The sequence below is a fragment of the Leeuwenhoekiella sp. NPDC079379 genome (genome assembly GCF_044542075.1).
In the GTDB taxonomy this organism is placed as follows: domain Bacteria; phylum Bacteroidota; class Bacteroidia; order Flavobacteriales; family Flavobacteriaceae; genus Leeuwenhoekiella.
This window is the reverse complement of the sequence record NZ_JBITTU010000002.1, coordinates 393,927-415,763: the sequence shown is the minus strand read 5'-3', so window position 1 is coordinate 415,763 and position 21,837 is coordinate 393,927. Positions and strand designations below refer to the sequence as shown.

Genomic DNA, 21,837 nt, shown 5'->3' with positions numbered 1-21,837 from the left:
AAATCTATTTTTTTAACCAGTTACTACTATACTCGCAGTTTCTGTGGTCTCCATTTAATTTTACATAGGTTTCAGCGATCTTCTCATTTTGCCACTTTTCAATAGCTTTTATGCGTTTTGCCTGCAAAGCGAAATCTTTAATCTTCACATAATCTAAAGCAAAATCTGCTTTGTGCTCTTCTATACGGTCAGAAACTGTGTAGATCTCATAGCGCGTTTTACCCGTACGCGTAGGGTTATTAAAAGCAATAGAAATCTCACCTTCCTTTAAATTTTGAACCTTAGGATATAAATCTGGAGGCAGGTTTTTTAGTTCAAACATACGATCTTGAGTAACCGGGTTAATCATTATACCACCGTCACTAGCAGTTTCCTTTTCGTTAGAAAATTCTTTTGCAGCATCAGCAAACGTAAGTTCACCTGCTTCTATACGTTTCTTGATTTTTTCAATTTTATCTTTTGCAGCAGATTCTGAGGCAGAAGTAACTTTAGGAATACGTAATATATGTCTTAAGTCAATTTTCTGACCTCGTATTTTCTCAACCTTTATAATATGATAACCAAATTCGGTTTCAAAAGGTTTACTTACTTCGCCTTCTTCTAAGCTAAAAGCAACATCTCTAAATTCTTTTACAAATTGTGATTTACGATCAACATCTTTTATTAAACCACCATCACCACGGCTAGACTCATCTTCAGACCATAAAACGGCTTTAGTTGCAAAACTACTTCCGTTCTCAACAATATCTTTGCGATACCCATTAAGTTCATCTATAACTTTTTGTTTTTCTTCCTGTGGTACCTCAGGCTCAATCATAATTTTAGAAACCTCTAACTCTATACCAAACTGTGGTAAACCGTCACGCTCAAGACCTTTATAGTAATCGCGTATTTCTTCTGGAGTAACTTCTACATCTTCAACGATTTTTTGTTGCATTGCTTTAGCTAATTCCTGATTTTTATTTAGGTCAAAAAGTTCTTTTTGAAGATCACTCATTTTATCTTTTCGGTAGAACTTTAAAAGACGCTCTTCTGAACCTCCAAATTGATTTAAGAAATAATCTATCTGCTGCTGGGTAAATGATCTTACTTGATCTTCAGAGATAGAAACACTATCTACAACCGCGTGATGAGCATACAACTTATCTTCCATCAACTTGTCTAGCACTTTACAGTCTGAAAGACCTTCTGCTTCAACCTTTTGCTGCTTAAGAGACTCTATTGCTTGCTTAATGTCACTATCTAAAATCACAAACTCTCCTACCACCGCAGCTACACCATCTACTTTAAAAGTAGTACCGCTAGTCAAAGATTTAGTTTCTACCTGAGCAGTGTCAGCTTCTTCTACTTCTTCTATAATTTCCTGTGCACTTAACGCACCACTAGATAGCGTGCAAATAAGAAGCAGTATATAAAGGCTAATTGTAGAGTTCAAATTCTTTATTTTTAATTGCATCTTTAGTAATATCTTTTTCTAATTGTTTAATAAATTCTAACTTTCTCCTATTTAGAAGTATTTGTTTAACCGTAGGCAGAACGTATTCTAAAGGCGCATCTGCATTGCGATTAAGCTTATCTTTTACAGCGATCAAATATAATCCTAATGAATCACGCAGCTGTAAGAATTCAGTTTTATTTAGTAAGCGGTCACTATTTTCAACCGAAACCGGAGGAATAATAGCAATAACTTTATCTCTTCTAATCCACGTAGAATCGTTCAAGTATTGTGCCTTAAATTGCACAGAGATCGAGTCTAAATACTTCTTATCATCCTTGTTAAATCGAGTAAATCTCTTTTTAATTTCTTCAATATTATAATCTGTGTCTGCCATTTTAATATAACGCAGCTTCAACAGCTCCTCATTAAGCTTAAAGTTAGATTTGTTTTCTTTATAAAAACTCTTTGCTTCGGCGTCTGTAATCGTACTGTCTAGATTACGTTCTACTAATGCATCTTTATATGCTTGTGCATACAACTCAGACCGGTATTGATTGACTAAATTATTTAAGCGCTCCTGCTCTTCTGCTAAAATATTACGTTGCGCACCACTCATTAATAATTTTTGAGTTGCCCAGCGGGTAATAAAACTTGATACGACCAGAGAACTATCCTCCTGAGTCATTTCTGCTGTTACCAGATTTGCAATATCTTCAGTATACAAATAACTATCCCCTACACGAGCCACAGGATTTCCTACAGGTGATTTAGACTCTAGTAAATCACAAGCAACAAGTACAAATGCACAGGCGATAACAAAGACGACCCTTTTTATTAAGTGTGACATAATTTTTAAATCGAAAAATTATAGATTAAAATATAATAATGTAGTAGCTAAAAATAAACCTTCTAAATTCAATGTTAACCAGCCTTAAAGGCCTGCAAAATTAAACATTAAATATTAGACGGTAGAGAACTCTATTTGATCAAATAGCGTCTTTATTAAAGAATCATTACTTTTCAAAGTTTAAATTTGCAACAAAAGAAAGAAAATGAAGTATACTCATAAAATCATTATTGATTTACCGCTTGAAGAAACGGTCAAGAAAATGGATAATCTTGATAATCTAAAGAAATGGCAGAAGGGCTTAACCCAAGCGCGAGTTATTACGGGTAAATTTGGAGACGTAGGAACTCAAACTGAATTGAAGTATGACTTCGGAAATAGAAAAATGACGCTTATTGAAACTATACTTGAAACTAATATGCCGCATAGCATGGTTGCAGAATATAGAACAAAGGGTGTTTTAAATATTCAGAATAACACATTTACTTCTACTGAAGATGGTAAGACTATCTGGAAATCTGATAGCGAGTTCAAATTTGATGGCTTTGGTATGAAGATGTTAGGATTATTAGTACCGGGAACGTTTAAGAAACAATCGTTAAAATACATGCGTGACTTTAAAAAATTTGCAGAATCTAAACATGTGTAGTTAACCTTTTTGGCACGAGAATTGAAATATCAAAATAAATGGATAGAAAAATTAAACTTATCTGGGATTTTAGAGGCCCAGACTCTCAAAAAATTGCAGAGCATCACGTAATACATCTCAATGATTTTAGTGCTTCAAGTAATTTAAAAGAACACACTACAGGTGTTGAAGTTCTAAGCCAATCGTACAGTATTGCATATATAATCGTTTATAAATCTGAAATGCTACCTGTTAGAAACTCTTTAAAACCACACCGCGGTGAATTTGTTGATTAACTAATAAAAAACTTTTTTAGCTCAACCGCTTTTTTATCTTTGTCCGTAAATTTTTAAAAAAACCAATTATTAATATAACTATTTCCTCATAAGAGGCTTTAAATTTAAAAGAATGAAAAAAATATTTATCCCCTTAGCAGCGTTTCTTATTAGTGTAAGTGCTTTTGCTCAATCAAAAGTAGGTACTATAGATAGTGATCTTGTAATCGCAAGTTTAAATGAAATTACACAGGTTCAGAAGGATTTAGAAACCTATGGTGCAGATCTTGACAAACAGTTTAAAGACCTGGTTTCTAAATATCAAACATCAGTTACTGCATACCAGAATGCTGAAGCTACAGCTACTGAAGAAGATAAAAAAACTAAGCAGGAGGAGATTGTAAGTATGGAGCAAGATATCCAACGTTTCCGTCAAAACTCTCAAGGCCTTATACAAATAAAGCAAAACGAATTAATGCAACCTTTGTATCAGAAAGTAGGACAAGCATTAGATGCTGTTGCTAAAGAGCAACAATACTCACAAGTATTAACGCTAAATTCAGGAGTTGCTTATTTTGATCCGGCATTAGATCTTACTGAGGCTGTTGCAAAAAAATTAGGTGTTACTTTAAAAACGGAGTAATTATCTCTAAAATAGAAGTATAAAAAAAGGGAGCAAATTGCTCCCTTTTTTTATACTCAATACTATATTAAACCTAATTATCTACTGTAGTTAGGAGATTCTTTTGTTATCGTAACATCGTGAGGATGACTTTCATTAATTCCGCTTGCGGTAATCTTAACAAAACGACCATTTTCTTTAAGTGTTGCAATATCTTTTGCTCCACAGTATCCCATACCAGCTCTTAAGCCACCTATAAACTGATGTACACTCTCGTAAAGCTCACCTTTATAGGGTACACGACCTACAATACCTTCTGGTACTAGTTTTTTAATATCATCTTCTACGTCTTGAAAATAGCGATCTTTAGAACCTGTTTTCATCGCCTCAACAGAACCCATGCCGCGATACGTTTTAAACTTACGACCTTCATAGATAATAGTTTCACCAGGAGATTCTTTTGTTCCTGCAAGTAAAGAACCTAACATAACACAATCTGCACCTGCTGCAATTGCTTTAGGTATATCCCCTGTATAACGTATTCCACCATCTGCAATTACAGGAACACCTGTTCCTTTCAATGCAGCCCCTACTTCTAAAACAGCACTAAACTGAGGAAAACCTACACCCGCAACAATACGTGTTGTACAAATAGAACCAGGTCCTATACCTACTTTAACCGCGTCTGCTCCTGCTTCTACAAGGTATCGGGCAGCATCTGCGGTTGCAATATTACCTACAACAACATCTAGATTAGGATATTTTGCTTTTACAAGCTGTAAAACGCGTACAACTCCTTGTGTATGACCGTGCGCGGTATCAATAACAATTGCATCAACACCTGCATTTACAAGCGCTTCAACACGATCAACAGCATCGCCTGTAACACCTACAGCGGCAGCAACGCGAAGTCTTCCGAAGGTATCTTTATTAGCAATAGGCTTTTGAGTAAGTTTTGTTATATCTCTAAAGGTAATTAGCCCTATAAGTTTATTGTCATCTGTCACAACAGGAAGTTTCTCAATCTTCTTTTCCTGAAGAATAACTTCAGCCTCTCCTAAAGAAGTACCTTCGGCTGTTGTTATAAGATTTTCGCTCGTCATAACCTCGATAATAGCGCGCTCATTATCTTTTTCAAAACGTAAATCTCTGTTTGTAACGATTCCCTTTAGATGGCCTGAGTCATCAATTATAGGTATGCCTCCTATACTATGTTCTGCCATTAAACGCTTTGCATCTTTTACTTTAGCATCAAGACCTAAAGTCACAGGGTCTATAATCATTCCACTTTCTGCACGTTTTACACGGCGCACTTTTACCGCTTGTTCTTCAATAGTCATATTCTTATGAAGTACACCTATACCACCTTCACGTGCAATAGCGATTGCCATACGAGACTCGGTAACCGTATCCATCGCAGCAGAAACGATAGGTACATTAAGCGTAATATTTCTAGAAAATTTAGATTGAATATTTACTTCGCGCGGAAGTACTTCAGAATATGCGGGAACTAAGAGTACGTCATCATAAGTTAGACCTTCTCCTACTATTTTAGTTTCGTGTGCCGTCATTGCAATTAAGATTTAATTGCGTGCAAAGGTACTGCTTAAAACTTAATTACTGGGTATAAAGTCTTTTTAGTATTTAAATTGAGCATTATACGATTTATTAATTTTAAATAAGTCTAAATAAGCTTGTGAAATAATAAGGTCTCTTTTATTTTTGCGAAAAAAAATTACAAAAAATTGAAAATGAGGAAAACAATACCCCTTTTAATAATAATGCTTGTTTTTACAAGTATTTATGCGCAACAAGAGCAGAAAACTGATACCATAACACGAGAAGAATTAAAAGAAATTTTGTTATCAAATAATATTCTGGGTAGCAAGTTTGAAGTTAAGAATAGAACCGGTTCTGCCTATTACATATCTCCTCAAGACCTTGAACAATTTGAATATACAGATGTAAATAAAGTTTTACGAGCTGTACCGGGTATTTCTATTTATGAAGAAGACGGTTTTGGCCTAAGACCTAATATAAGCCTGAGAGGAACTTCACCAGAACGAAGTGCACGTATTACTTTAATGGAGGATGGTGTTTTAATTGCTCCTGCTCCTTACAGCGCCTCAGCTGCATATTATTTTCCTACAATAGGTAGAATGCAGGCCGTGGAAGTTTTAAAAGGAAGTAGCCAAATACAATATGGTCCTTACACTACTGGTGGTGCTATAAATATGATTTCAAAAGAAATCCCGACTACCTTTTCTGGTGGAGCTCGTTTTACAATAGGTAATTATAATACAAGAACCGTTGAAGCAAATGTGGGTGACAGCTATGAAAATTTTGGTTGGAATACCGAATACTATAATTACAATTCTGATGGGTTTAAATCTCTTGACGGAGGCGGAAATACAGGGTTTGATAAAAGCGATTATGTAGGGAAATTTAGATGGAATACATCTCCTGAAAACAAGACTTTTCAAGCGATTACTGCAAAAATTCAATATTCTGAAGAAACTTCTAATGAGACTTATTTAGGTCTTACAGATAGCGATTTTAAAATCAATCCATATCGACGTTATGCGGCATCTCAAGAAGATCAAATGAATGCAGAACATAGCCAGTTTCAACTAAATCATCTTTTAAAACTACAATCTGGTTTTAAGTTAAATACCACTATTTACCGTAATAATTTTAAAAGAAACTGGTATAAACTAGATGATGTAAACCTAAATAATACAGTTTCTATAAGCAACGTACTTGCAGATCCCATAACCTATGACGCGGAGTATCGCTCACTTTTAGGGACGACAGATACACCTAATGATGCTTTTGGCGTAAAAGCTAATAACCGTAAATACTATGCGCAGGGTATTCAAACTATAGGTAGTTTTTTATGGGGAACTAAAAATTTACAAACCTTAGAACTTGGAGTACGTTTTCATCAGGACGAAGAAGATCGTTTTCAGTGGGAAGACAGATATGCAATTCAGAATGGTGAAATGATACGTACCACGGTTGCAGAAAAGGGTACAGATGCAAACCGTATTGCCAGTGCAGATGCGCTTGCTACTCACGTACTCTATAAAATAATACTAGGTAACTTGACACTTACACCGGGATTGCGCTATGAAAATATTACTTTAAAGCGAAAGGATTATGGTACAAATGACACCACAAGAAGCGGAAATGACATATCTACTAGAGAAAATAATGTTGACGTTTGGATACCGGGAATTGGCGCAAACTATAAATTAGCACAGAACCTTAGTTTTTTTGGAGGTATACATAAAGGTTTTGCTCCTCCAGGCAGTTCTGAAGGTCAAAAGCCAGAAGAGAGTATAAATTTTGAATTGGGTTCTCGCTTTTTTTTAGGAGGTTTTAATGGGGAACTCGTAGGGTTCTATAACGATTACAGTAATTTACTAGGAAGTGATCTTGCTGCATCTGGTGGTACCGGAACTTTAGATCAATTTAATGCAGGAGCCGTTACCGTTAATGGATTAGAACTTTTATTAAATTATGATGTTTTACAACATACAGAAAGCTCATTAAAACTACCTATAACTTTTGCATATACATTAACAAATAGTGAATTTAACTCCAGTTTTGAAAGCAGTGATGCTATTTATGGCGATGTTACCGAAGGCGATGAAATACCATATATCGCAAGAAATCAGTTTAATATTACAGCATCTTTAGATCATAAAAGTTTTAATATAAGTCTAAGTGGAAGGTATACCGATGCGTTTAGAACACAAGCCGGGAGTGGTGAGATTCCCTCACCTTTTAAAGTGCCAAGTAATTTTATAGTTGACTTTGCTACACGCTATTATATTAGCCGGCATGTGACACTCTCCGGAAATATCAATAATTTGTTTGACACTAAATATGCGGTATCAAGGGTTCCGTCAGGACTAAGACCGGGAATGCCTTTTAGTATTAATACCGGTATAGCTTATAAGTTCTAGAGATAATTATTAAGTAGAAAAAAAGGCATTGTTGACAATGCCTTTTTTTTTTAATGATACTTGAGAAATATTTTAGAAGCTTCATTATAGGCAGATTCAAAACTCATAGGGCGCACGCCAGAATCTTCCTTTACACTAGTGAAATAAGAAAGCATTTTTTCTGTAGGCATATTACCTGTTAAATCATCTTTGGCCATTGGGCAACCACCAAAACCTTGAATGGCTCCGTCAAATCTGCGACAGCCAGCTTTATAAGCGGCATCGACTTTTTCAAACCATTTTGTAGGAGTTGTATGTAAATGAGCGCCAAATTCAATCTCAGGGTATTTAGGTATAAGATTACTAAATAAATAATCTATCGTTTCGGCATCAGAAGTCCCTACAGTATCAGATAGCGACAAAATAGAAACACCCATATTAGAGAGTTTCTCTGTCCACTCTCCTACTATATCTACATTCCAGGGGTCTCCGTATGGGTTTCCAAAACCCATAGAAATGTAAGTGACCACTTTTTTATTATGCTTATCTGCGATGTTTAAAATCTCTTGTAAAAGATCTACAGATTCTGCTATGGTCTTATGCGTATTACGCATTTGAAAGTTCTCAGAAATACTAAAAGGGTAACCCAAATAGTCTATTTGGCTATGCTCAACAGCACTTTCTGCACCTCGAAGATTGGCAATAATTGCAAGTAGTTTTGTAGAAGTTCTGCTTAAATCTAATTTACTCAGAACCTCTGCTGTATCTATCATTTGCGGTATTGCTTTAGGAGATACAAAACTCCCAAAATCAAGCGTATCAAACCCACATCGCAATAATGATTGTAAGTACTGTACCTTAGAGGCAGTAGGTATAAATTCTTTTATACCCTGCATAGCATCTCTGGGACATTCTACTATTTTAAGCACCTGGCTCATTAGATATTTTTAAAATAACAGGATAAATATACGATTTATACAAATCAGATATTACATCCCTAACGAGTGGTACTTTCTGAAGGAATAACTAAAGTAAAGGTTGAGCCCTCACCCAGAATACTTTGAGCTTCTATATGACCTCCTATTTTTCCTGCAATTTCCTGACTTAAAATTAAACCAATACCATTTCCGGGTTCGTTTGCGGTTCCTTTTAAGGTGTATCGCTCTTGATTAATTAATACCTTTTTAATTTTATCCTCAGGCATTCCTTGACCAGTATCGGTGATATGAATATGACAAAAACCTTGTGAAATTGAACTACTGAAAGTTATCTGCCCGCTAACCGGAGTAAATTTTACAGCATTATTTATAAGGTTTCGCAGTAATACTCTCAAAACCTGAGGGTCTGTATTTATAATTGCATCTTTAGCAATATTGTTTATTACAGTTATTTTTTTTCTAGTTATAAAAATACCTTCAATTTCAAGAGTTTCGGTAATAAACCTATTAATCACTAATTCTTTAAAACTGAATTTAAACCCATTCATCTGAGACCTCGCCCAGACTAAAACATTTTCAATTAAATAATATAAATCTGAGGTTTGCTTTTTAAGTTCTTTATAAAGTTCTTGTATTTCAGATTCTGAAAAATTCTTATGGTCTTCATTTAGCAATGTTATACTATTTAGTATTGCTGCTACCGGGCTTTTAACATCGTGCGCCACGATAGAAAATAAATTATCTTTCTGCCGGTTTATAGCTTCAAGGTCTTGATTACTGGCATTCAGAACTTCTTGTTTATCCTTTAGTATCTGGTTATTTTCAGATTTAAATTTATATAAGCGATAAAATATAAATATGAGTATTAAAAAAAGAACTGCAATAATAATTATTGCGTAGATGGCATACTTTTGACGTTCTATCTGTAAGGCCTGTATTTCAGATTCATTGCGTAAGAGTTGATTTTCATAAGCACGCTCCTCTTGTGCATATTTTGCTTTAATGTTCTGAAAAATGTTTGTTTGCTCCCTATTGTGAACCTCTTTGTTAAGCTTTATATATTTTTTAGAATATTCAAGAGCTTTCCCATCTTGATTTAATACCTCATAAATCGCCTGTTTGGTTTCAAAGAAAATAAGTGTTAAATAATGATCATTAAGTGATATAATTTGTTCTTCAAGACCGGCGATTTCATTTTCAGATTTAGTAGGTTGATTTAAATCTAAATATACTTTAGCCCTGTAGCATTTTGCTAAAAGTTTAAATTGAAGCGGAATGTTTTCTTGATTTAAAGAAGCATTTAAATTTTTAAGAGCTTCCTCAGGATTTTTGACAAAATACTGAGCCGTACCCATATTAAAATGAGCTACAGATAAAAAGCGCTTGTCAGAAAGTTTTTTTGAATACTCAATTCCGCGCTTAGCATAATATAATGCACTATCCAGATTTTTTTTCTCCCGATGCACAGCGCTCAAATTAAGCGTTTCTTTTGTGTATTGATTAAATTGAGATACTGTATCTAGAAGTTCTACAGACTTGTGAAAATTTTCAAGAGCAGCATCATAATCTTTTAAATAAAAATCTAGAGAGGCAAGATTACCGTAAGTCGTACTAAGACCAACAGAATTATTACTTTTTTGATAAAACTGCAATGCTTTCTGAAACTCTAAAATAGCTTCTGTATATTGAGAGGTTACTACATAATAAGTACCTTTTCTATTATGTGCATTTGCAATACCTGATGACCAGTTATTTTTCTCCGCAAGTTGCAAGGCCTTGTTGACATATACTAATGTGGAATCTGGTTTATAATATAAATATTGATAAGCAATTTGCTCATTAATATCACTGCGAAGAGTATCTGACGTAACTTCTTTTAAAAGTTTAGAAAGGGAATCTATTTTAGTACTTTGCGCAAACGCTTGGGGTACCATCAAAAACAAAATACAACTACATAGTACAGAATAAACCTGCACACTTAGTGTAAAGTAGCCTATGTTTGACATTATAAAAGAAATTAGATTTGAGGTAATCTAATGTAATTTAAGTAGAATTAAATTCAAATTACAATCCTCTTGATATAATTTCTTTATTTATTTTTTTTATGACCTGTGGGCCTTCATAAATAAAACCGGTATAAAGCTGAATTAGTGATGCACCCGCTTCCAATTTTTCTATTGCATCTGCAGCATTGTGAATACCACCCACACCAATGATTGGAAATGCATTTTTGCTTTCCGTAGCCAAAAAACGAATGACTTCAGTAGAACGATTACGTAAAGGCTTACCACTTAAACCTCCTTGTTCTGCTTTATTTGCAGATGACAAACCTGCTTTGTCAATTGTTGTATTTGTGGCTATTACACCTGCTATATGTGTTATTTTAATAATATCAATTATATCTAATAACTGCTCGTTAGTAAGGTCTGGAGCTATTTTGAGAAGAATAGGCTTGGGGTTGCTTTTCTTAGTATTTAAATCTTGCAAACCAGATAACAATTGTGTTAGAGGCTCTTTATCTTGTAAGGCTCTTAAATTTGGCGTATTTGGTGAGCTTACATTTACCACAAAATAATCTACATAATCAAAGAGAGCTTCAAAACAAATCCTATAATCTGTATAAGCATCATCATTAGGAGTAACTTTATTTTTACCAATATTCCCTCCTATTAAAACACTTTTATTTTTCTTCAATCTTTTAACGGCATCCTCAACACCACCATTATTAAACCCCATTCGGTTAATTATCGCCTCATCTTCTTTTAGACGGAATAGGCGTTTCCTAGGGTTTCCACTTTGGGCTTTGGGTGTTAGTGTTCCTATTTCTATAAAACCAAAACCAAAGTCTGAGAGCTCTTGATAGAGCTTAGCATCCTTATCAAAACCAGCAGCGAGTCCCACGGGGTTTTTAAATTTAAGACCAAAAACTTCCCGCTCTAACCGCTTATCTTCGATATTAAAAACGGGTCTAAGTAGTTTTGTTATTCCTAATCTACTCATTAAGCGAATACTTTTAAAACTGAAATGGTGTACCGCTTCGGGATCAAATTTAAAGAGTAACGGCCGTATAATTGATTTGTACATAGCATGATAGTAAGTGGCCTCAAAAATACACTCGCTAATGGTAAATCAAAAAGAAAACTGAACATAAAAAAAGGCTCCCTAAAGAGCCTTTGAAGTTTATGGTAAATAAAGTTTAATTAAGTGTAATACTCAACCTTGCAAATAAATAACGCCCATCTATACCAAATTGAGTCGAACGTCTTGAATATAGGAAACGACCATCAGATTGAAACGCAGCATCAGATTTATCTGGATATACATCTAGTAGATTATTAGAACCTATTGTTAAACGCATTGCTGAAGAAAGGCTGTAACTCGCACTTAAGTCTGTAATTATTTTACCTCCATAAATACGATCTACTGTAGGATCTATATTGTTTGTAGCCTCTTCTACTTCTCCAAAATAGGTGTTACGTAAATTAAAATTCCAATCATTCCCTACAGATAAACTATTTGATAAACTACCTTTTGTACGAGGGACTGCAGCTTCTATATACAATTCACTTGTACGATCAAAATAAGTATCTGTAAGGCCTGCTGCCGAAATAGCGTCGGGAACATTAATATTTTCTATAGTTGTTTTAGAAACAGTGAAAGACAAGGTACTTTTTAAACGCATATCCTGACCAAATGAAGCGCTGTGATCTGCTACAAAGTCAATACCTTTTGTTTGCGTATCTACAGAATTTACAAAGAATGCAGCTTGTGTAGCATTAGCCTGACTAAATAAACGCTCTAATTCTTCGTTTCCATTTGAGGTAAACTGTCCTGTAAGAACTACGCGATCATCAATATTTATTAAATATCCGTCTGCAGTAAAGGTCAGGTTCGCATCAGGAATTTTAGCTGTAAAACCAGCCGTAAAACCAAGTGAAGTTTCTTCTTTTAACTCCCCTATTCCTAATAAACGGGCAACCCGAGAAGTATTTGAAAAAATACCTACTTCTTGAGGAACACCATCAACAAATAGCGTAGATGTTGAGTTGTAATTTATCTGATGCAAAGACGGTGCTCTAAAACCAGACTGCACAGAACCTCTTACGTTTAATACATCATTAACCTTCCACAATGCAGAAGATTTAAAATTTAATGTACCGCCAAAATCTGAGAAATTCTCATATCGCAAAGCTCCGGTTAGGCGAAATTCTTCTGTAAAATCTGCTTCCACATCTAGATAACCAGCTACCGAATTACGAAATGAGTCAACGACATTTTTAGGAGCAAACCCAGGAAATACCTGTATTCCTCCGGGACGTGAATCTCCAAAAAAGTCTGTTGCTACCGTTGAATTAGGATCTGTAGGATCATGCACATTACCTAATGTATTGTACTGTGCATATGAAAGCTCTTCTCCTGCTATAATATTGTAATTTTCAACACGGTATTCTGCTCCAAAAGCAACACTCAAGCCAGAAAGTACATCTTCAAAAAAGCGACTTACATCAAGATTTGAAGTATTTTCCTGATAACGGTATCCGCCAGCATCAGCGTCAAACGGAGTTGAGTTTAAAAGGGATGCATTTAAGGTATTTGCAATTCTATATGTAAATTCATTAATACCGGTATTGTTGCTTAAATCAACATTCCACTCACCTACCTTACCCTTAATACCTACTGCAATTGCTTTATCTTTTATGTTAGAGTTTATTTCAGGTAAAAATCCGTTTAAATAAACCGATGTCACGTTTCTAGATTGAAAAGGCAATCTGTAAAAACCGGCTGCATTACCGTTTTTAAAACCTATTCCACCAAAAGAGTAAAGCTTAAATTCACCTTCTCCTCGTAAAGGAAGTTCTAAATTTCCAAAAAACTGACCTCCTCTTAATTGAGAGTTACCCACACGCATATTGTAATCACTACGTTCCTGGCCTCTAAAACCAAGTTCTGTATCTGTATTATCATAGTTGAGAGCAGTTCTTAAATCTGGGATTCCTGTTGCTGCATTTACATCTGCAAGTACATCTGCTGGTAAGCCTGCAGATTGTGCAAAACCTTTAATTGCATCAACATCTGTTTGAAGATCTAATAGATCAAAACCAGAGTTATTGGCAACCCGCTCTATAGAACTATACCCCGAGAAAATTTGCCCAGAAAATGATTTCATTCTATTTGTAGCTCCTCTAAAATTAAAGTTTCCAGTAAAATTTACAAAACCACCTTGATCACCTAATGGCACGCCATAGTTTGCTCCTATATTAATTTTCTCACCGTCTATACCGTCATCAGGATTTTCACTAGTAAAATTAGCTCCCGTAGTTAAGTCTATAGCAAGTTTGCCGGTAGCTTTTTTAAGCACAATATTTATAACTCCTGCAATCGCATCAGAACCATACTGTGCAGCAGCACCATCACGTAAAATTTCAATACGTTCAATAGCGTTAGTTGGGATCGCAGATAAATCTGTACCTACAGAACCACGACCAAAAGTACCATTTGTATTAACCAGGGCCGTTTTATGTCTTCGCTTACCATTTACAAGAACTAAAACCTGATCTGGTCCTAGACCTCTTAAAGCTGCAGGAGCGATATGGTCTGTACCATCAGATATGGTTTGTGGATTAGAAGAAAATGAAGGCGCTGCGTAGTTAAGAATTTCGGTAACTGTAATTTGTGGAGAACTTTCTGCAATCTCAGATACACTTAAAACATCTACTGGTACTGCAGAATTCACAGCTGTTCTACTGGGATTTCTAGTACCTATTAAAACAACCTGATCTAGTGAAACGCCTTATGTCATTGTGACGTTAAGTGTTGGACCATTTGCTGTTAAGTTTTGAGTTTCAAAACCTACATAAGAAAATACGAGTGTCCCACCTTGAGGAACTTCAATCGTATAGTTACCGTCAAAATCTGTAATAGCCCCTTTGTCTGTACCTTTTACCTGAACAGATACACCAAGTAAAGGAGTTGCCTGATCATCGAGGACTGTCCCCGATACTTCGATTTGCTGTGCAAAACCTGTGATCATAAGAAAACAAGAAAACAGCACAGTCATAGTGTAATGTCTAACCATAGTATTAATTTTGGATTTGATTTTAAAAGTCTGAATTGACTCTTTTTAAGATAGTTAAAATTATTAACATATTCTTAAAATATCATGTTATTTATATCATTTAACGTCAATCGTTGCAGTAAAATCAATAAAACCATTCAATTTTAAATTTTTTGTCAAAAAATGTTACAGAAAGATAACCTTATTAACCGTTTTACGAGCTACGTCACTATAGATACACAAAGCGATGAAAACAGCACAACCACACCAAGTACAACTAAACAATGGGACCTTGCAAATAAACTGCATCAAGAACTTTTAGATATGGGACTCTCTGATGTATCTATTGATGATCATGGTTATATAATGGCTACGTTACCCGCGACAACGGCCGCAGAAGTTCCTACCATAGGTTTTATCTCGCATTATGATACAACTCCAGACTTCTCTGGCACAAATGTAAAGCCACAGATTATTGAAAATTATGATGGAAAAGATATCGTGCTTAATACTGAATTAGATATTATTTTGTCTCCAGATGATTTTGATGATCTTTTGCAATATGAAGGTCAAACATTAATTACTACAGATGGTACTACGCTACTTGGCGCAGATGATAAAGCGGGTATAACCGAAATTATGGAAGCCGTGCAATACCTCAAAAATCATCCTGAAATTGAACACGGAACTATACGTGTAGGCTTTACGCCAGATGAAGAGATAGGTCGTGGTGCACATAAATTTGATGTTACAAAATTTGGTGCAGACTGGGCGTATACAATGGATGGTAGCCAGATAGGTGAGCTTGAGTTTGAAAACTTTAATGCTGCTGGTGTAAAAGTATTTGTAAACGGAAAAAGTGTACATCCGGGTTATGCAAAGGGAAAAATGATTAACAGCATTCACATTGCTCAAGATTTTATCAACTCACTTCCCCGTTTAGAAACACCAGAACATACTTCAGACCGTGAAGGTTTTTTTCACTTAAACGGAATTAAAGGTGATGTTGAGCAAACCATTCTTGAATATATTATTAGAGATCACGATCGTGGGCACTTTGAAGCTCGTAAAGAAGTACTGAGTAATCTTGCTAATGAGATTAATAGCCAATATGAACTTGAATTAATCACATTAGAAATTAAAGACCAATACTTTAATATGCGTGAAAAAATTGAGCCGGTAATGCATATCGTCGAGCTCGCAGAAAAAGCAATGCGTGCCGTAGATGTAAAACCTATTATTAAGCCCATACGTGGCGGCACAGACGGATCTCAACTTTCATTTATGGGGCTACCCTGTCCTAATATTTTTGCCGGTGGACATAATTTTCACGGAAGATTTGAATATGTACCCGTAGAAAGTATGATTAAAGCGACCGAGGTAATTATTAAAATCGCCGAACTGGCAGCTAAAAATTAAAAAAATAAACCCTGACTCGTTCGAGTCAGGGTTTCTTTTCTAATTGTGATTTTTGAGCATAATTAAATTTAAACATACTCAGGTATTCCTTCAACTCCCTGCAAAATTTTCATATCAAGAGTAGACTTATCAGAACTATGTAAAACAGACATATCGCCAGTAGATTCTAAAATTACCGCGCGCACTTCAGACAACTGTAAGGCATTAGATTCGCGTAATTTTGCGATTAGATCATCTTCACCTACGTTTGTTTTGTTTAAATTCTCGTACAGTATTTTCCCTTCATACATAAGCATCATAGGAGCATTAGTCAAGATTTTATTCATTGTTTTAGACTTTCGCACTACAAATGAAAAAAATGTTTGAAATAGAATAATACCGCCTAAAGCAATAGCTCCCTTAAGTAGCGACTGGTTTGTATTCATCACCACAGTTGCAAGTATAGAACCTATTGCAATGGTAGATGCAAAGTCAAAACTAGACATTTTTGCAAAAGTTCTAAGACCGCTAATACGTGTTATTAATATTATGATTGAAAAGATTACGAGCAAAGAGATTAGTACTTTAGCTAGTATTGAGGCTGAAGCAAATGTCCAGGTTTCCATAGATTATATATTTAATATTGGTTAGTTTTATTCAAATTAAAATAATGAAATCGAGTATCCATAATTTCCTGTTTAACTTTATCTTTTTTTAACGAGTAGCTGTTAAATATTGTTATTGTAAATAAACTGAGATTGATAATCATATAGATTTGAATTAAATCTCAATCAATAGGTATTTATAAACAACCATCACTACTATTATGAATGCGACACTCACTTCTCCAAGACCTATTACAACAAATCAATTTGACTCTATATTAAGTACTGTAGGTAATACACCTTTAGTACATTTAAAACAGCTATCAACTCTAACAGGTGTTGATGTTTATGGAAAGCTAGAAATGGCAAATCCCGGCGGTAGTATAAAAGACCGTACTTCTTTAAGTATCATTGAAGAAGGCATTAAAAAAGGTGATATAACACCTAATACAACGCTTATTGAAAGTAGCAGCGGGAATATGGCTATAGGTCTGGCACAAGTATGTGGTTATTACAATATACCTTTAGTAATTGTTGTAGATCCTAAAGCAAATGGTCACACCCTAAAAATTTTAAAAGCATACGGTGTAAAAGTTGATATCGTAGAAAAGCCTTCTGAAGATGGTGGGTATTTAGGAGCCAGACTTAATCGCGTACAAGAGTTATTGGAAGAAATAGAAGATTCTGTTTGGACAAATCAATACGGAAATAAAGCAAACCCAAAGGCTCATTTTCAGACAATGTCTGAGATTGCACACAATTTACCTGATGCAGATTATGTGTTTTCTGCAACAAGCACCTGCGGTACCTTAATGGGTTGTGCTGCTTATATTAAAGAGAAAAACCTTCCAACAAAACTCATCGCGGTTGATGCTCAGGGTAGTGTGATTTTTGGCAATAAGCCTAAAGAACGTTTTATACCGGGTCACGGTGCAGGATTGCCATCTCAATTTTTAGATAAAAATCTTATTGATGATGTCTTTCATATTTCAGACATGGAGTGTGTGACGGGGTGTAAAAAACTTCTTGAGACCGAAAGTATTATGGCAGGCGGTTCTTCTGGTGCAGTAACTTCAGCTTTTTTAAAATTAGTACCTAAACTGCCTAAAAACAGTAAATGCGTATTGATTCTTTGCGATCGTGGAGAACGCTATGTAGATACAATTTATAATGATGAGTGGGTTGCTAAAAAACTTGGCTAATGGCTCGCTCTAATTTTAATATAGGGGTTGTAGGTTTTGGCCCTAAAGGTTTTTACGGTTTTGAACGGCTTATCGCGACTTTGCATGAACAGCCTGAAATCCCTAACGTTACCATTCATTTATTTAATGAATCTGAAGCATTTGCCACGGGCTGGGTGTATGATATAAATCAACCGGATTATTTATTGATGAATTATCCCAATAAATATATTTCGCTAAATCCAATTTCTAGCCCTGATCCTATTTTACCTATTTGCTCTTTCTCAGAATGGCGCTCTAAAGAAACAGGAAATTCGGTAGCATTTGAAGATATACAAATAGCGCCACGAAAAGATGTGGGTTTGTATTTAAGTCATTACTTTAAACAAATTTGCTCCTTATCAAATTCTAATATTGCTGTAGAAAAGCACGTCGCAAAGGTGGAGTTTATTGAAGAAAAAGATTCTAATTATCTATTACATACAAAAAACAAGCTATTAGAAAATATTGCGTTTGACGCTCTATTAATAACAACGGGGCATTCTCCTGCGATTTCCAGTAAATTACAAAGCGCAGAAGCAGATGAATTTACAATACCATTTGTATACCCTTTCACCGAAAAATTAAAGCATATACAGTCGCAATCTTCAGTAGCTATAAAAGGAATTGGCCTTACTGCAATTGATACAATTTTAGGTATGACCGAAGGAAGGTCTGGCTATTTTAAGGCGATTAATACTAACCAACTGACATACTTAAAAAGCGGTCTTGAACCAAAAGTAATTTTACCTTTTTCAAGATCTGCTGTTCCTATTATTCCTCGTGGGATGCATACTACCAAGTTGAAACAAACTAGCTTTTATTTCAAAAAATTTGTAGAAAGGTGTAAGCAAGACAACCTTCAATTTAATTTTGAATCTGAAGTTTTACCCGTAATAAAGCAAGATATTACAGCCTCGTTTTATCATATTCTTTTTGAATTAAATAATTTTGAATTTGACCCTAATTTAAGCTATGCTCAATTTCAGCAGGTTGTTACAGATTTTCACAATCACTTTCCTGAAATAGAAAAATTTACTGCCGAAGATTTATTGTTTCCTAAACTAAATATAACTAAGGGCCAACATCACGCAGTAAAATCATACTGGCAATTCTGGTTAAAAGAAAATCAAAAAGATAAAAGTCCGTTTGTAGCTGCTGCTACTACGTGGCGTTTTTTATCTGATGATTTTAATTATTTATATAGTCAGGATTTACTTACAAGAGACTCTAAAAAATGTTTTCAGCAAACCTATTTTGGTTTATTTAATCGGGTTTCTTATGGGCCTCCACTAATAAATATTGCAAAAATGATTGCACTTGCAGATGCCGAAATTTTAGATTTTTCATTTTCAAGAAGTCCATCTATTGAGCAGAAAACTAAATATGCGACACTATCTCTTCCAAATAAAAAAACAGAAATTGATTATTTAGTCGATGCCAGACTTCCACGAGGATTTTCTAATAATTCTTCTACATTATTTAATTCATCAACAGCTAATTTATTTTCTTTCGAAAAAAAATCAGAGAATTATAATGAACTTAAATGTACTCGACACGGGCATCCAATTAATTCTTCAGGAGCACTTGTAAAATCAATCGTACTTTATGGTACTCCTACCGAAGAAACACTTTTTGATAATGATACGCTTTCGCGAAAACATAATGATACTGCCACGCAATGGGCTAAAAATACAGTTGCGAAGCTTATAAACACAAACAACTGCATAACCTTTTAAAATGGAAAATAGTTTACCAAAATTAGAGCCTATAACTTCAGAATGGATGTTTAAAATTATAACCGATTTTAAACTTCAGGAAGCGTTATTTGAGACTTATAATTCGCCTATTAATATTCACAGTTTATCCTCTTTTGTAGATAATATAAAAGAATATCAGGATATTTTGGGTACGTATAAATTTAAGAGTAGAATCTTTTTTGCGCGTAAGGCAAATAAATTTCAAAATCTAATACAAGCTGCTGTAGAAAACGGTATTGGCGTTGATACTGCCAGTTTACAAGAGATGCAACAATGTTTAGATCTAAATGTAGATCCTGCAAAGTTGATTTCTACTGCTGCTATAAAAAATAATCAACTTTTAAAAGTCGCAATTAAAAATCAGGTTTTGCTCGTAATAGACAATCAAGACGAACTTGACCAAGTAGCAAAAATTTCTGAAAGATTGAATATACAAGCGCATATAGGCATTCGTATTTCAGGCTTTATGTACGAGGGTAAGAAGTTGATGAGTCGGTTTGGTTTTGATATAGATCAGGTTCACGATTTGATGGTATCGTATTTTAATAAAGATAATAAACACCTCTTCAAAGTAGACGGTTTTCACTTTCACCTAGATGGGTATAGTACAGCTCAGCGTGGCGAAGCGCTACATCAAACTTTAGATTTAATAGAAGCTTTACAAGCTACATTTCCACTTTCTTTTATTGATATAGGTGGTGGTATTTTAATGAACTATCTAAAACATCAAAATGAATGGAATGCCTTTAAGCACGAACTTAAAGAGGCTGTTTTAGAAAACCGTGATGCACTCACTTACAATAACGACGGTCTTGGCTACATAAATAGAAATGGTGTTATAGAAGGTAATCTTGCGACATATCCCTATTACAATGAGAACTCAAAAGCAAGTTTTTTAAAGGAGATTCTTGATGTAACAAATGCGGAAAGCAGAACTGTTTATCAACGCCTGGAAACACTTAGTATAGAATTGCGATTAGAGCCAGGCAGAAGCTTACTCAATCAAGTAGGAATAACATCGGCAAGGGTAGCACATCGTAAAATAGATGCTCGCGGAAATCATTTGATAGGTCTAGAAATGAATATGTCTCAATTAAAAAGTTCTAGCGCAGATTTTTTATTAGATCCTTTCGCAACTTTTAAAAATCCAGATTCTGATGCTACTCCTGTTTCAGTTTATTTTACAGGAGCCTACTGTCTCGAGCGAGACGTCCTTTTAAAACGAAAAATAAAGTTATCACAGTTACCAGAAATAGGCGACACCATAACTTTTGTAAATACTGCTGGTTATATGATGCACTTTTTTGAAACCGAAGCGCATCTTTTTGAACAAGCTAAAAATCTTTCAATTTCAGAAAGCAAAGAACGCTATCTGCCTGAAGATTTTAAAGGCGAATAAGTTTTAAAACCTGTAGCCTAATTTGCTTAGAACGAGTTGATTTAATAAAACTTGATCATGAATATAATTAGCATTCTAATAATTTCGGGTATTAGCACACTAGCAATGACGGCTTTTAGTTATTTGCTGACGCTTCTTGTTAAAAAAAATCTCATTGAGCCCTATTGGTTAAATGTCGTTTTATTTCAATCCAAAACTACATTTAGACCTTTAGGTTGGATTTTGCATTATATGACAGGTATAGGATTTTTATATCTTCAACTTTTTATCCTTAAGTTTCTTCCAGAAAATAGTTTAGCTAATGGCCTGCTCATAGGAATAATTGAAGGTATACTTGGCATTTTTATGTGGCATACTTTATTTAAAATTCTCTTTAAGCCAGATGAACTCAAATTAAGCTGGTACTATCTAAATCTATTAGGTGTTCATATCGTATTTTGTTATACAGCTCTCTATTGTATAAATTACTTATTATAATTTTAAATAATATAATTAAGCTTAAGTATAATTTTTAATTTACGGCATAATTCAATATAATTTCACATTTTATGTTTAAACACCGCTTATATTAGCTTGAAAACCTAATAAATTTATTTTTTTTAATAATTAGACATCATAATCTAGTTAATCCTTAATATAGTTTAAGATTATTTTAATTAACCTTAAACTATACTTTAACCTTTCCTTGTAATAATTATTTAA

18 protein-coding genes are annotated in these 21,837 nt (G+C 34.6%); 9 read left to right on the top strand and 9 right to left on the bottom strand.

All coding sequences use genetic code 11. The annotated features are described in order from the left end of the window. Window positions 1-4 precede the first annotated feature (4 nt). Together ACIGAM_RS05185 and ACIGAM_RS05180 are read right to left on the bottom strand one after the other, a co-directional pair. Window positions 5-1,435 carry a peptidylprolyl isomerase gene (locus ACIGAM_RS05185; RefSeq protein WP_396510396.1) on the bottom strand — a complete coding sequence of 477 codons (1,431 nt, stop codon included), beginning with the start codon at window positions 1,433-1,435 and terminating at the stop codon, window positions 5-7. After that, on the bottom strand, window positions 1,419-2,285 hold the full coding sequence (locus ACIGAM_RS05180) for a peptidyl-prolyl cis-trans isomerase (protein ID WP_396510395.1): 867 nt from the start codon (window positions 2,283-2,285) through the stop codon (window positions 1,419-1,421). Before ACIGAM_RS05180 ends, ACIGAM_RS05185 begins: the two co-directional genes overlap by 17 nt. A 205-nt stretch (window positions 2,286-2,490) precedes the next feature. On the opposite strand from ACIGAM_RS05180, the gene ACIGAM_RS05175 reads away from it, so the two are divergent. The 3 genes from ACIGAM_RS05175 to ACIGAM_RS05165 all read left to right on the top strand — a co-directional run bounded on the left by ACIGAM_RS05175 (window position 2,491) and on the right by ACIGAM_RS05165 (window position 3,831). Continuing rightward, on the top strand, window positions 2,491-2,934 hold the full coding sequence (locus ACIGAM_RS05175; RefSeq protein ID WP_396510394.1) for an SRPBCC family protein: 444 nt from the start codon (window positions 2,491-2,493) through the stop codon (window positions 2,932-2,934). 38 nt (window positions 2,935-2,972) lie between these two features. Further along, window positions 2,973-3,209: a hypothetical protein gene (locus tag ACIGAM_RS05170; protein WP_396510393.1), complete on the top strand. Its 237-nt coding sequence runs from the start codon at window positions 2,973-2,975 to the stop codon at window positions 3,207-3,209. A gap of 112 nt (window positions 3,210-3,321) precedes the next feature. After that, window positions 3,322-3,831: an OmpH family outer membrane protein gene (locus tag ACIGAM_RS05165; RefSeq protein ID WP_396510392.1), complete on the top strand. Its 510-nt coding sequence runs from the start codon at window positions 3,322-3,324 to the stop codon at window positions 3,829-3,831. Window positions 3,832-3,908: 77 nt separating this feature from the next. On the opposite strand, the gene guaB is transcribed toward ACIGAM_RS05165, so the two are convergent. Beyond that, window positions 3,909-5,381: an IMP dehydrogenase gene (guaB, locus tag ACIGAM_RS05160; RefSeq protein WP_396510391.1), complete on the bottom strand. Its 1,473-nt coding sequence runs from the start codon at window positions 5,379-5,381 to the stop codon at window positions 3,909-3,911. A 180-nt stretch (window positions 5,382-5,561) separates the two neighbouring features. On the opposite strand from guaB, the gene ACIGAM_RS05155 reads away from it, so the two are divergent. Next, window positions 5,562-7,781 carry a TonB-dependent receptor family protein gene (locus ACIGAM_RS05155; protein ID WP_396510390.1) on the top strand — a complete coding sequence of 740 codons (2,220 nt, stop codon included), beginning with the start codon at window positions 5,562-5,564 and terminating at the stop codon, window positions 7,779-7,781. A 50-nt stretch (window positions 7,782-7,831) separates the two neighbouring features. On the opposite strand, the gene ACIGAM_RS05150 is transcribed toward ACIGAM_RS05155, so the two are convergent. The 5 genes from ACIGAM_RS05150 to ACIGAM_RS05130 all read right to left on the bottom strand — a co-directional run bounded on the left by ACIGAM_RS05150 (window position 7,832) and on the right by ACIGAM_RS05130 (window position 14,774). Beyond that, entirely contained in the window at window positions 7,832-8,698 is an 867-nt protein-coding gene (locus ACIGAM_RS05150; RefSeq protein ID WP_396510389.1) for a hydroxymethylglutaryl-CoA lyase, read from the bottom strand. A 59-nt stretch (window positions 8,699-8,757) separates the two neighbouring features. Further along, entirely contained in the window at window positions 8,758-10,704 is a 1,947-nt protein-coding gene (locus tag ACIGAM_RS05145) for an ATP-binding protein (RefSeq protein WP_396510388.1), read from the bottom strand. A 58-nt stretch (window positions 10,705-10,762) separates the two neighbouring features. Beyond that, window positions 10,763-11,782 carry a quinone-dependent dihydroorotate dehydrogenase gene (locus ACIGAM_RS05140; protein WP_396510387.1) on the bottom strand — a complete coding sequence of 340 codons (1,020 nt, stop codon included), beginning with the start codon at window positions 11,780-11,782 and terminating at the stop codon, window positions 10,763-10,765. Between the two features lie 112 nt (window positions 11,783-11,894). Then, on the bottom strand, window positions 11,895-14,432 hold the full coding sequence (locus ACIGAM_RS05135; protein WP_396510386.1) for a TonB-dependent receptor plug domain-containing protein: 2,538 nt from the start codon (window positions 14,430-14,432) through the stop codon (window positions 11,895-11,897). A 57-nt stretch (window positions 14,433-14,489) separates the two neighbouring features. Next, window positions 14,490-14,774 carry a carboxypeptidase-like regulatory domain-containing protein gene (locus ACIGAM_RS05130; RefSeq protein ID WP_396510385.1) on the bottom strand — a complete coding sequence of 95 codons (285 nt, stop codon included), beginning with the start codon at window positions 14,772-14,774 and terminating at the stop codon, window positions 14,490-14,492. 162 nt (window positions 14,775-14,936) lie between these two features. Here ACIGAM_RS05130 and pepT point away from each other — a divergent pair, with 162 nt between their 5' ends. Then, the gene (gene pepT, locus ACIGAM_RS05125; protein ID WP_396510384.1) at window positions 14,937-16,172 is read left to right on the top strand and encodes a peptidase T; all 1,236 of its coding nucleotides are present in this window, start codon (window positions 14,937-14,939) and stop codon (window positions 16,170-16,172) included. Between the two features lie 68 nt (window positions 16,173-16,240). Here pepT and ACIGAM_RS05120 read toward each other — a convergent pair whose 3' ends face one another. Continuing rightward, complete coding sequence (locus tag ACIGAM_RS05120; RefSeq protein WP_396510383.1) at window positions 16,241-16,777, bottom strand: DUF421 domain-containing protein; 537 nt, start codon at window positions 16,775-16,777, stop codon at window positions 16,241-16,243. Between the two features lie 200 nt (window positions 16,778-16,977). Here ACIGAM_RS05120 and sbnA point away from each other — a divergent pair, with 200 nt between their 5' ends. Genes sbnA through ACIGAM_RS05100 form a run of 4 tightly spaced genes read left to right on the top strand, consistent with a single transcriptional unit; the run spans window position 16,978 to window position 21,612 of the window. Further along, window positions 16,978-17,958, top strand: coding sequence for a 2,3-diaminopropionate biosynthesis protein SbnA (sbnA, locus tag ACIGAM_RS05115; protein WP_396510382.1), 981 nt, complete (start codon window positions 16,978-16,980; stop codon window positions 17,956-17,958). Further along, the gene (locus ACIGAM_RS05110; RefSeq protein ID WP_396510381.1) at window positions 17,958-19,715 is read left to right on the top strand and encodes an FAD/NAD(P)-binding protein; all 1,758 of its coding nucleotides are present in this window, start codon (window positions 17,958-17,960) and stop codon (window positions 19,713-19,715) included. The genes sbnA and ACIGAM_RS05110 overlap by 1 nt, the downstream gene beginning before the upstream one ends. Window position 19,716: 1 nt before the next feature. Continuing rightward, on the top strand, window positions 19,717-21,135 hold the full coding sequence (locus ACIGAM_RS05105; protein ID WP_396510380.1) for a Y4yA family PLP-dependent enzyme: 1,419 nt from the start codon (window positions 19,717-19,719) through the stop codon (window positions 21,133-21,135). 57 nt (window positions 21,136-21,192) lie between these two features. Next, complete coding sequence (locus ACIGAM_RS05100) at window positions 21,193-21,612, top strand: hypothetical protein (protein WP_396510379.1); 420 nt, start codon at window positions 21,193-21,195, stop codon at window positions 21,610-21,612. The last annotated feature ends 225 nt before the right edge of the window (window positions 21,613-21,837 follow it).

Coding starts and splice junctions, on each gene's coding strand:
- ACIGAM_RS05140 (WP_396510387.1), bottom strand. CDS start 11,782: ATGTACAAATCAATTATACGGCCGTTACTCTTTAAATTTGATCCCGAA.
- ACIGAM_RS05130 (WP_396510385.1), bottom strand. CDS start 14,774: ATGGTTAGACATTACACTATGACTGTGCTGTTTTCTTGTTTTCTTATG.
- ACIGAM_RS05175 (WP_396510394.1), top strand. CDS start 2,491: ATGAAGTATACTCATAAAATCATTATTGATTTACCGCTTGAAGAAACG.
- guaB (WP_396510391.1), bottom strand. CDS start 5,381: ATGACGGCACACGAAACTAAAATAGTAGGAGAAGGTCTAACTTATGAT.
- ACIGAM_RS05105 (WP_396510380.1), top strand. CDS start 19,717: ATGGAAAATAGTTTACCAAAATTAGAGCCTATAACTTCAGAATGGATG.
- ACIGAM_RS05150 (WP_396510389.1), bottom strand. CDS start 8,698: ATGAGCCAGGTGCTTAAAATAGTAGAATGTCCCAGAGATGCTATGCAG.
- ACIGAM_RS05170 (WP_396510393.1), top strand. CDS start 2,973: ATGGATAGAAAAATTAAACTTATCTGGGATTTTAGAGGCCCAGACTCT.
- pepT (WP_396510384.1), top strand. CDS start 14,937: ATGTTACAGAAAGATAACCTTATTAACCGTTTTACGAGCTACGTCACT.
- sbnA (WP_396510382.1), top strand. CDS start 16,978: ATGAATGCGACACTCACTTCTCCAAGACCTATTACAACAAATCAATTT.
- ACIGAM_RS05120 (WP_396510383.1), bottom strand. CDS start 16,777: ATGGAAACCTGGACATTTGCTTCAGCCTCAATACTAGCTAAAGTACTA.
- ACIGAM_RS05145 (WP_396510388.1), bottom strand. CDS start 10,704: ATGTCAAACATAGGCTACTTTACACTAAGTGTGCAGGTTTATTCTGTA.
- ACIGAM_RS05165 (WP_396510392.1), top strand. CDS start 3,322: ATGAAAAAAATATTTATCCCCTTAGCAGCGTTTCTTATTAGTGTAAGT.
- ACIGAM_RS05100 (WP_396510379.1), top strand. CDS start 21,193: ATGAATATAATTAGCATTCTAATAATTTCGGGTATTAGCACACTAGCA.
- ACIGAM_RS05180 (WP_396510395.1), bottom strand. CDS start 2,285: ATGTCACACTTAATAAAAAGGGTCGTCTTTGTTATCGCCTGTGCATTT.
- ACIGAM_RS05155 (WP_396510390.1), top strand. CDS start 5,562: ATGAGGAAAACAATACCCCTTTTAATAATAATGCTTGTTTTTACAAGT.
- ACIGAM_RS05110 (WP_396510381.1), top strand. CDS start 17,958: ATGGCTCGCTCTAATTTTAATATAGGGGTTGTAGGTTTTGGCCCTAAA.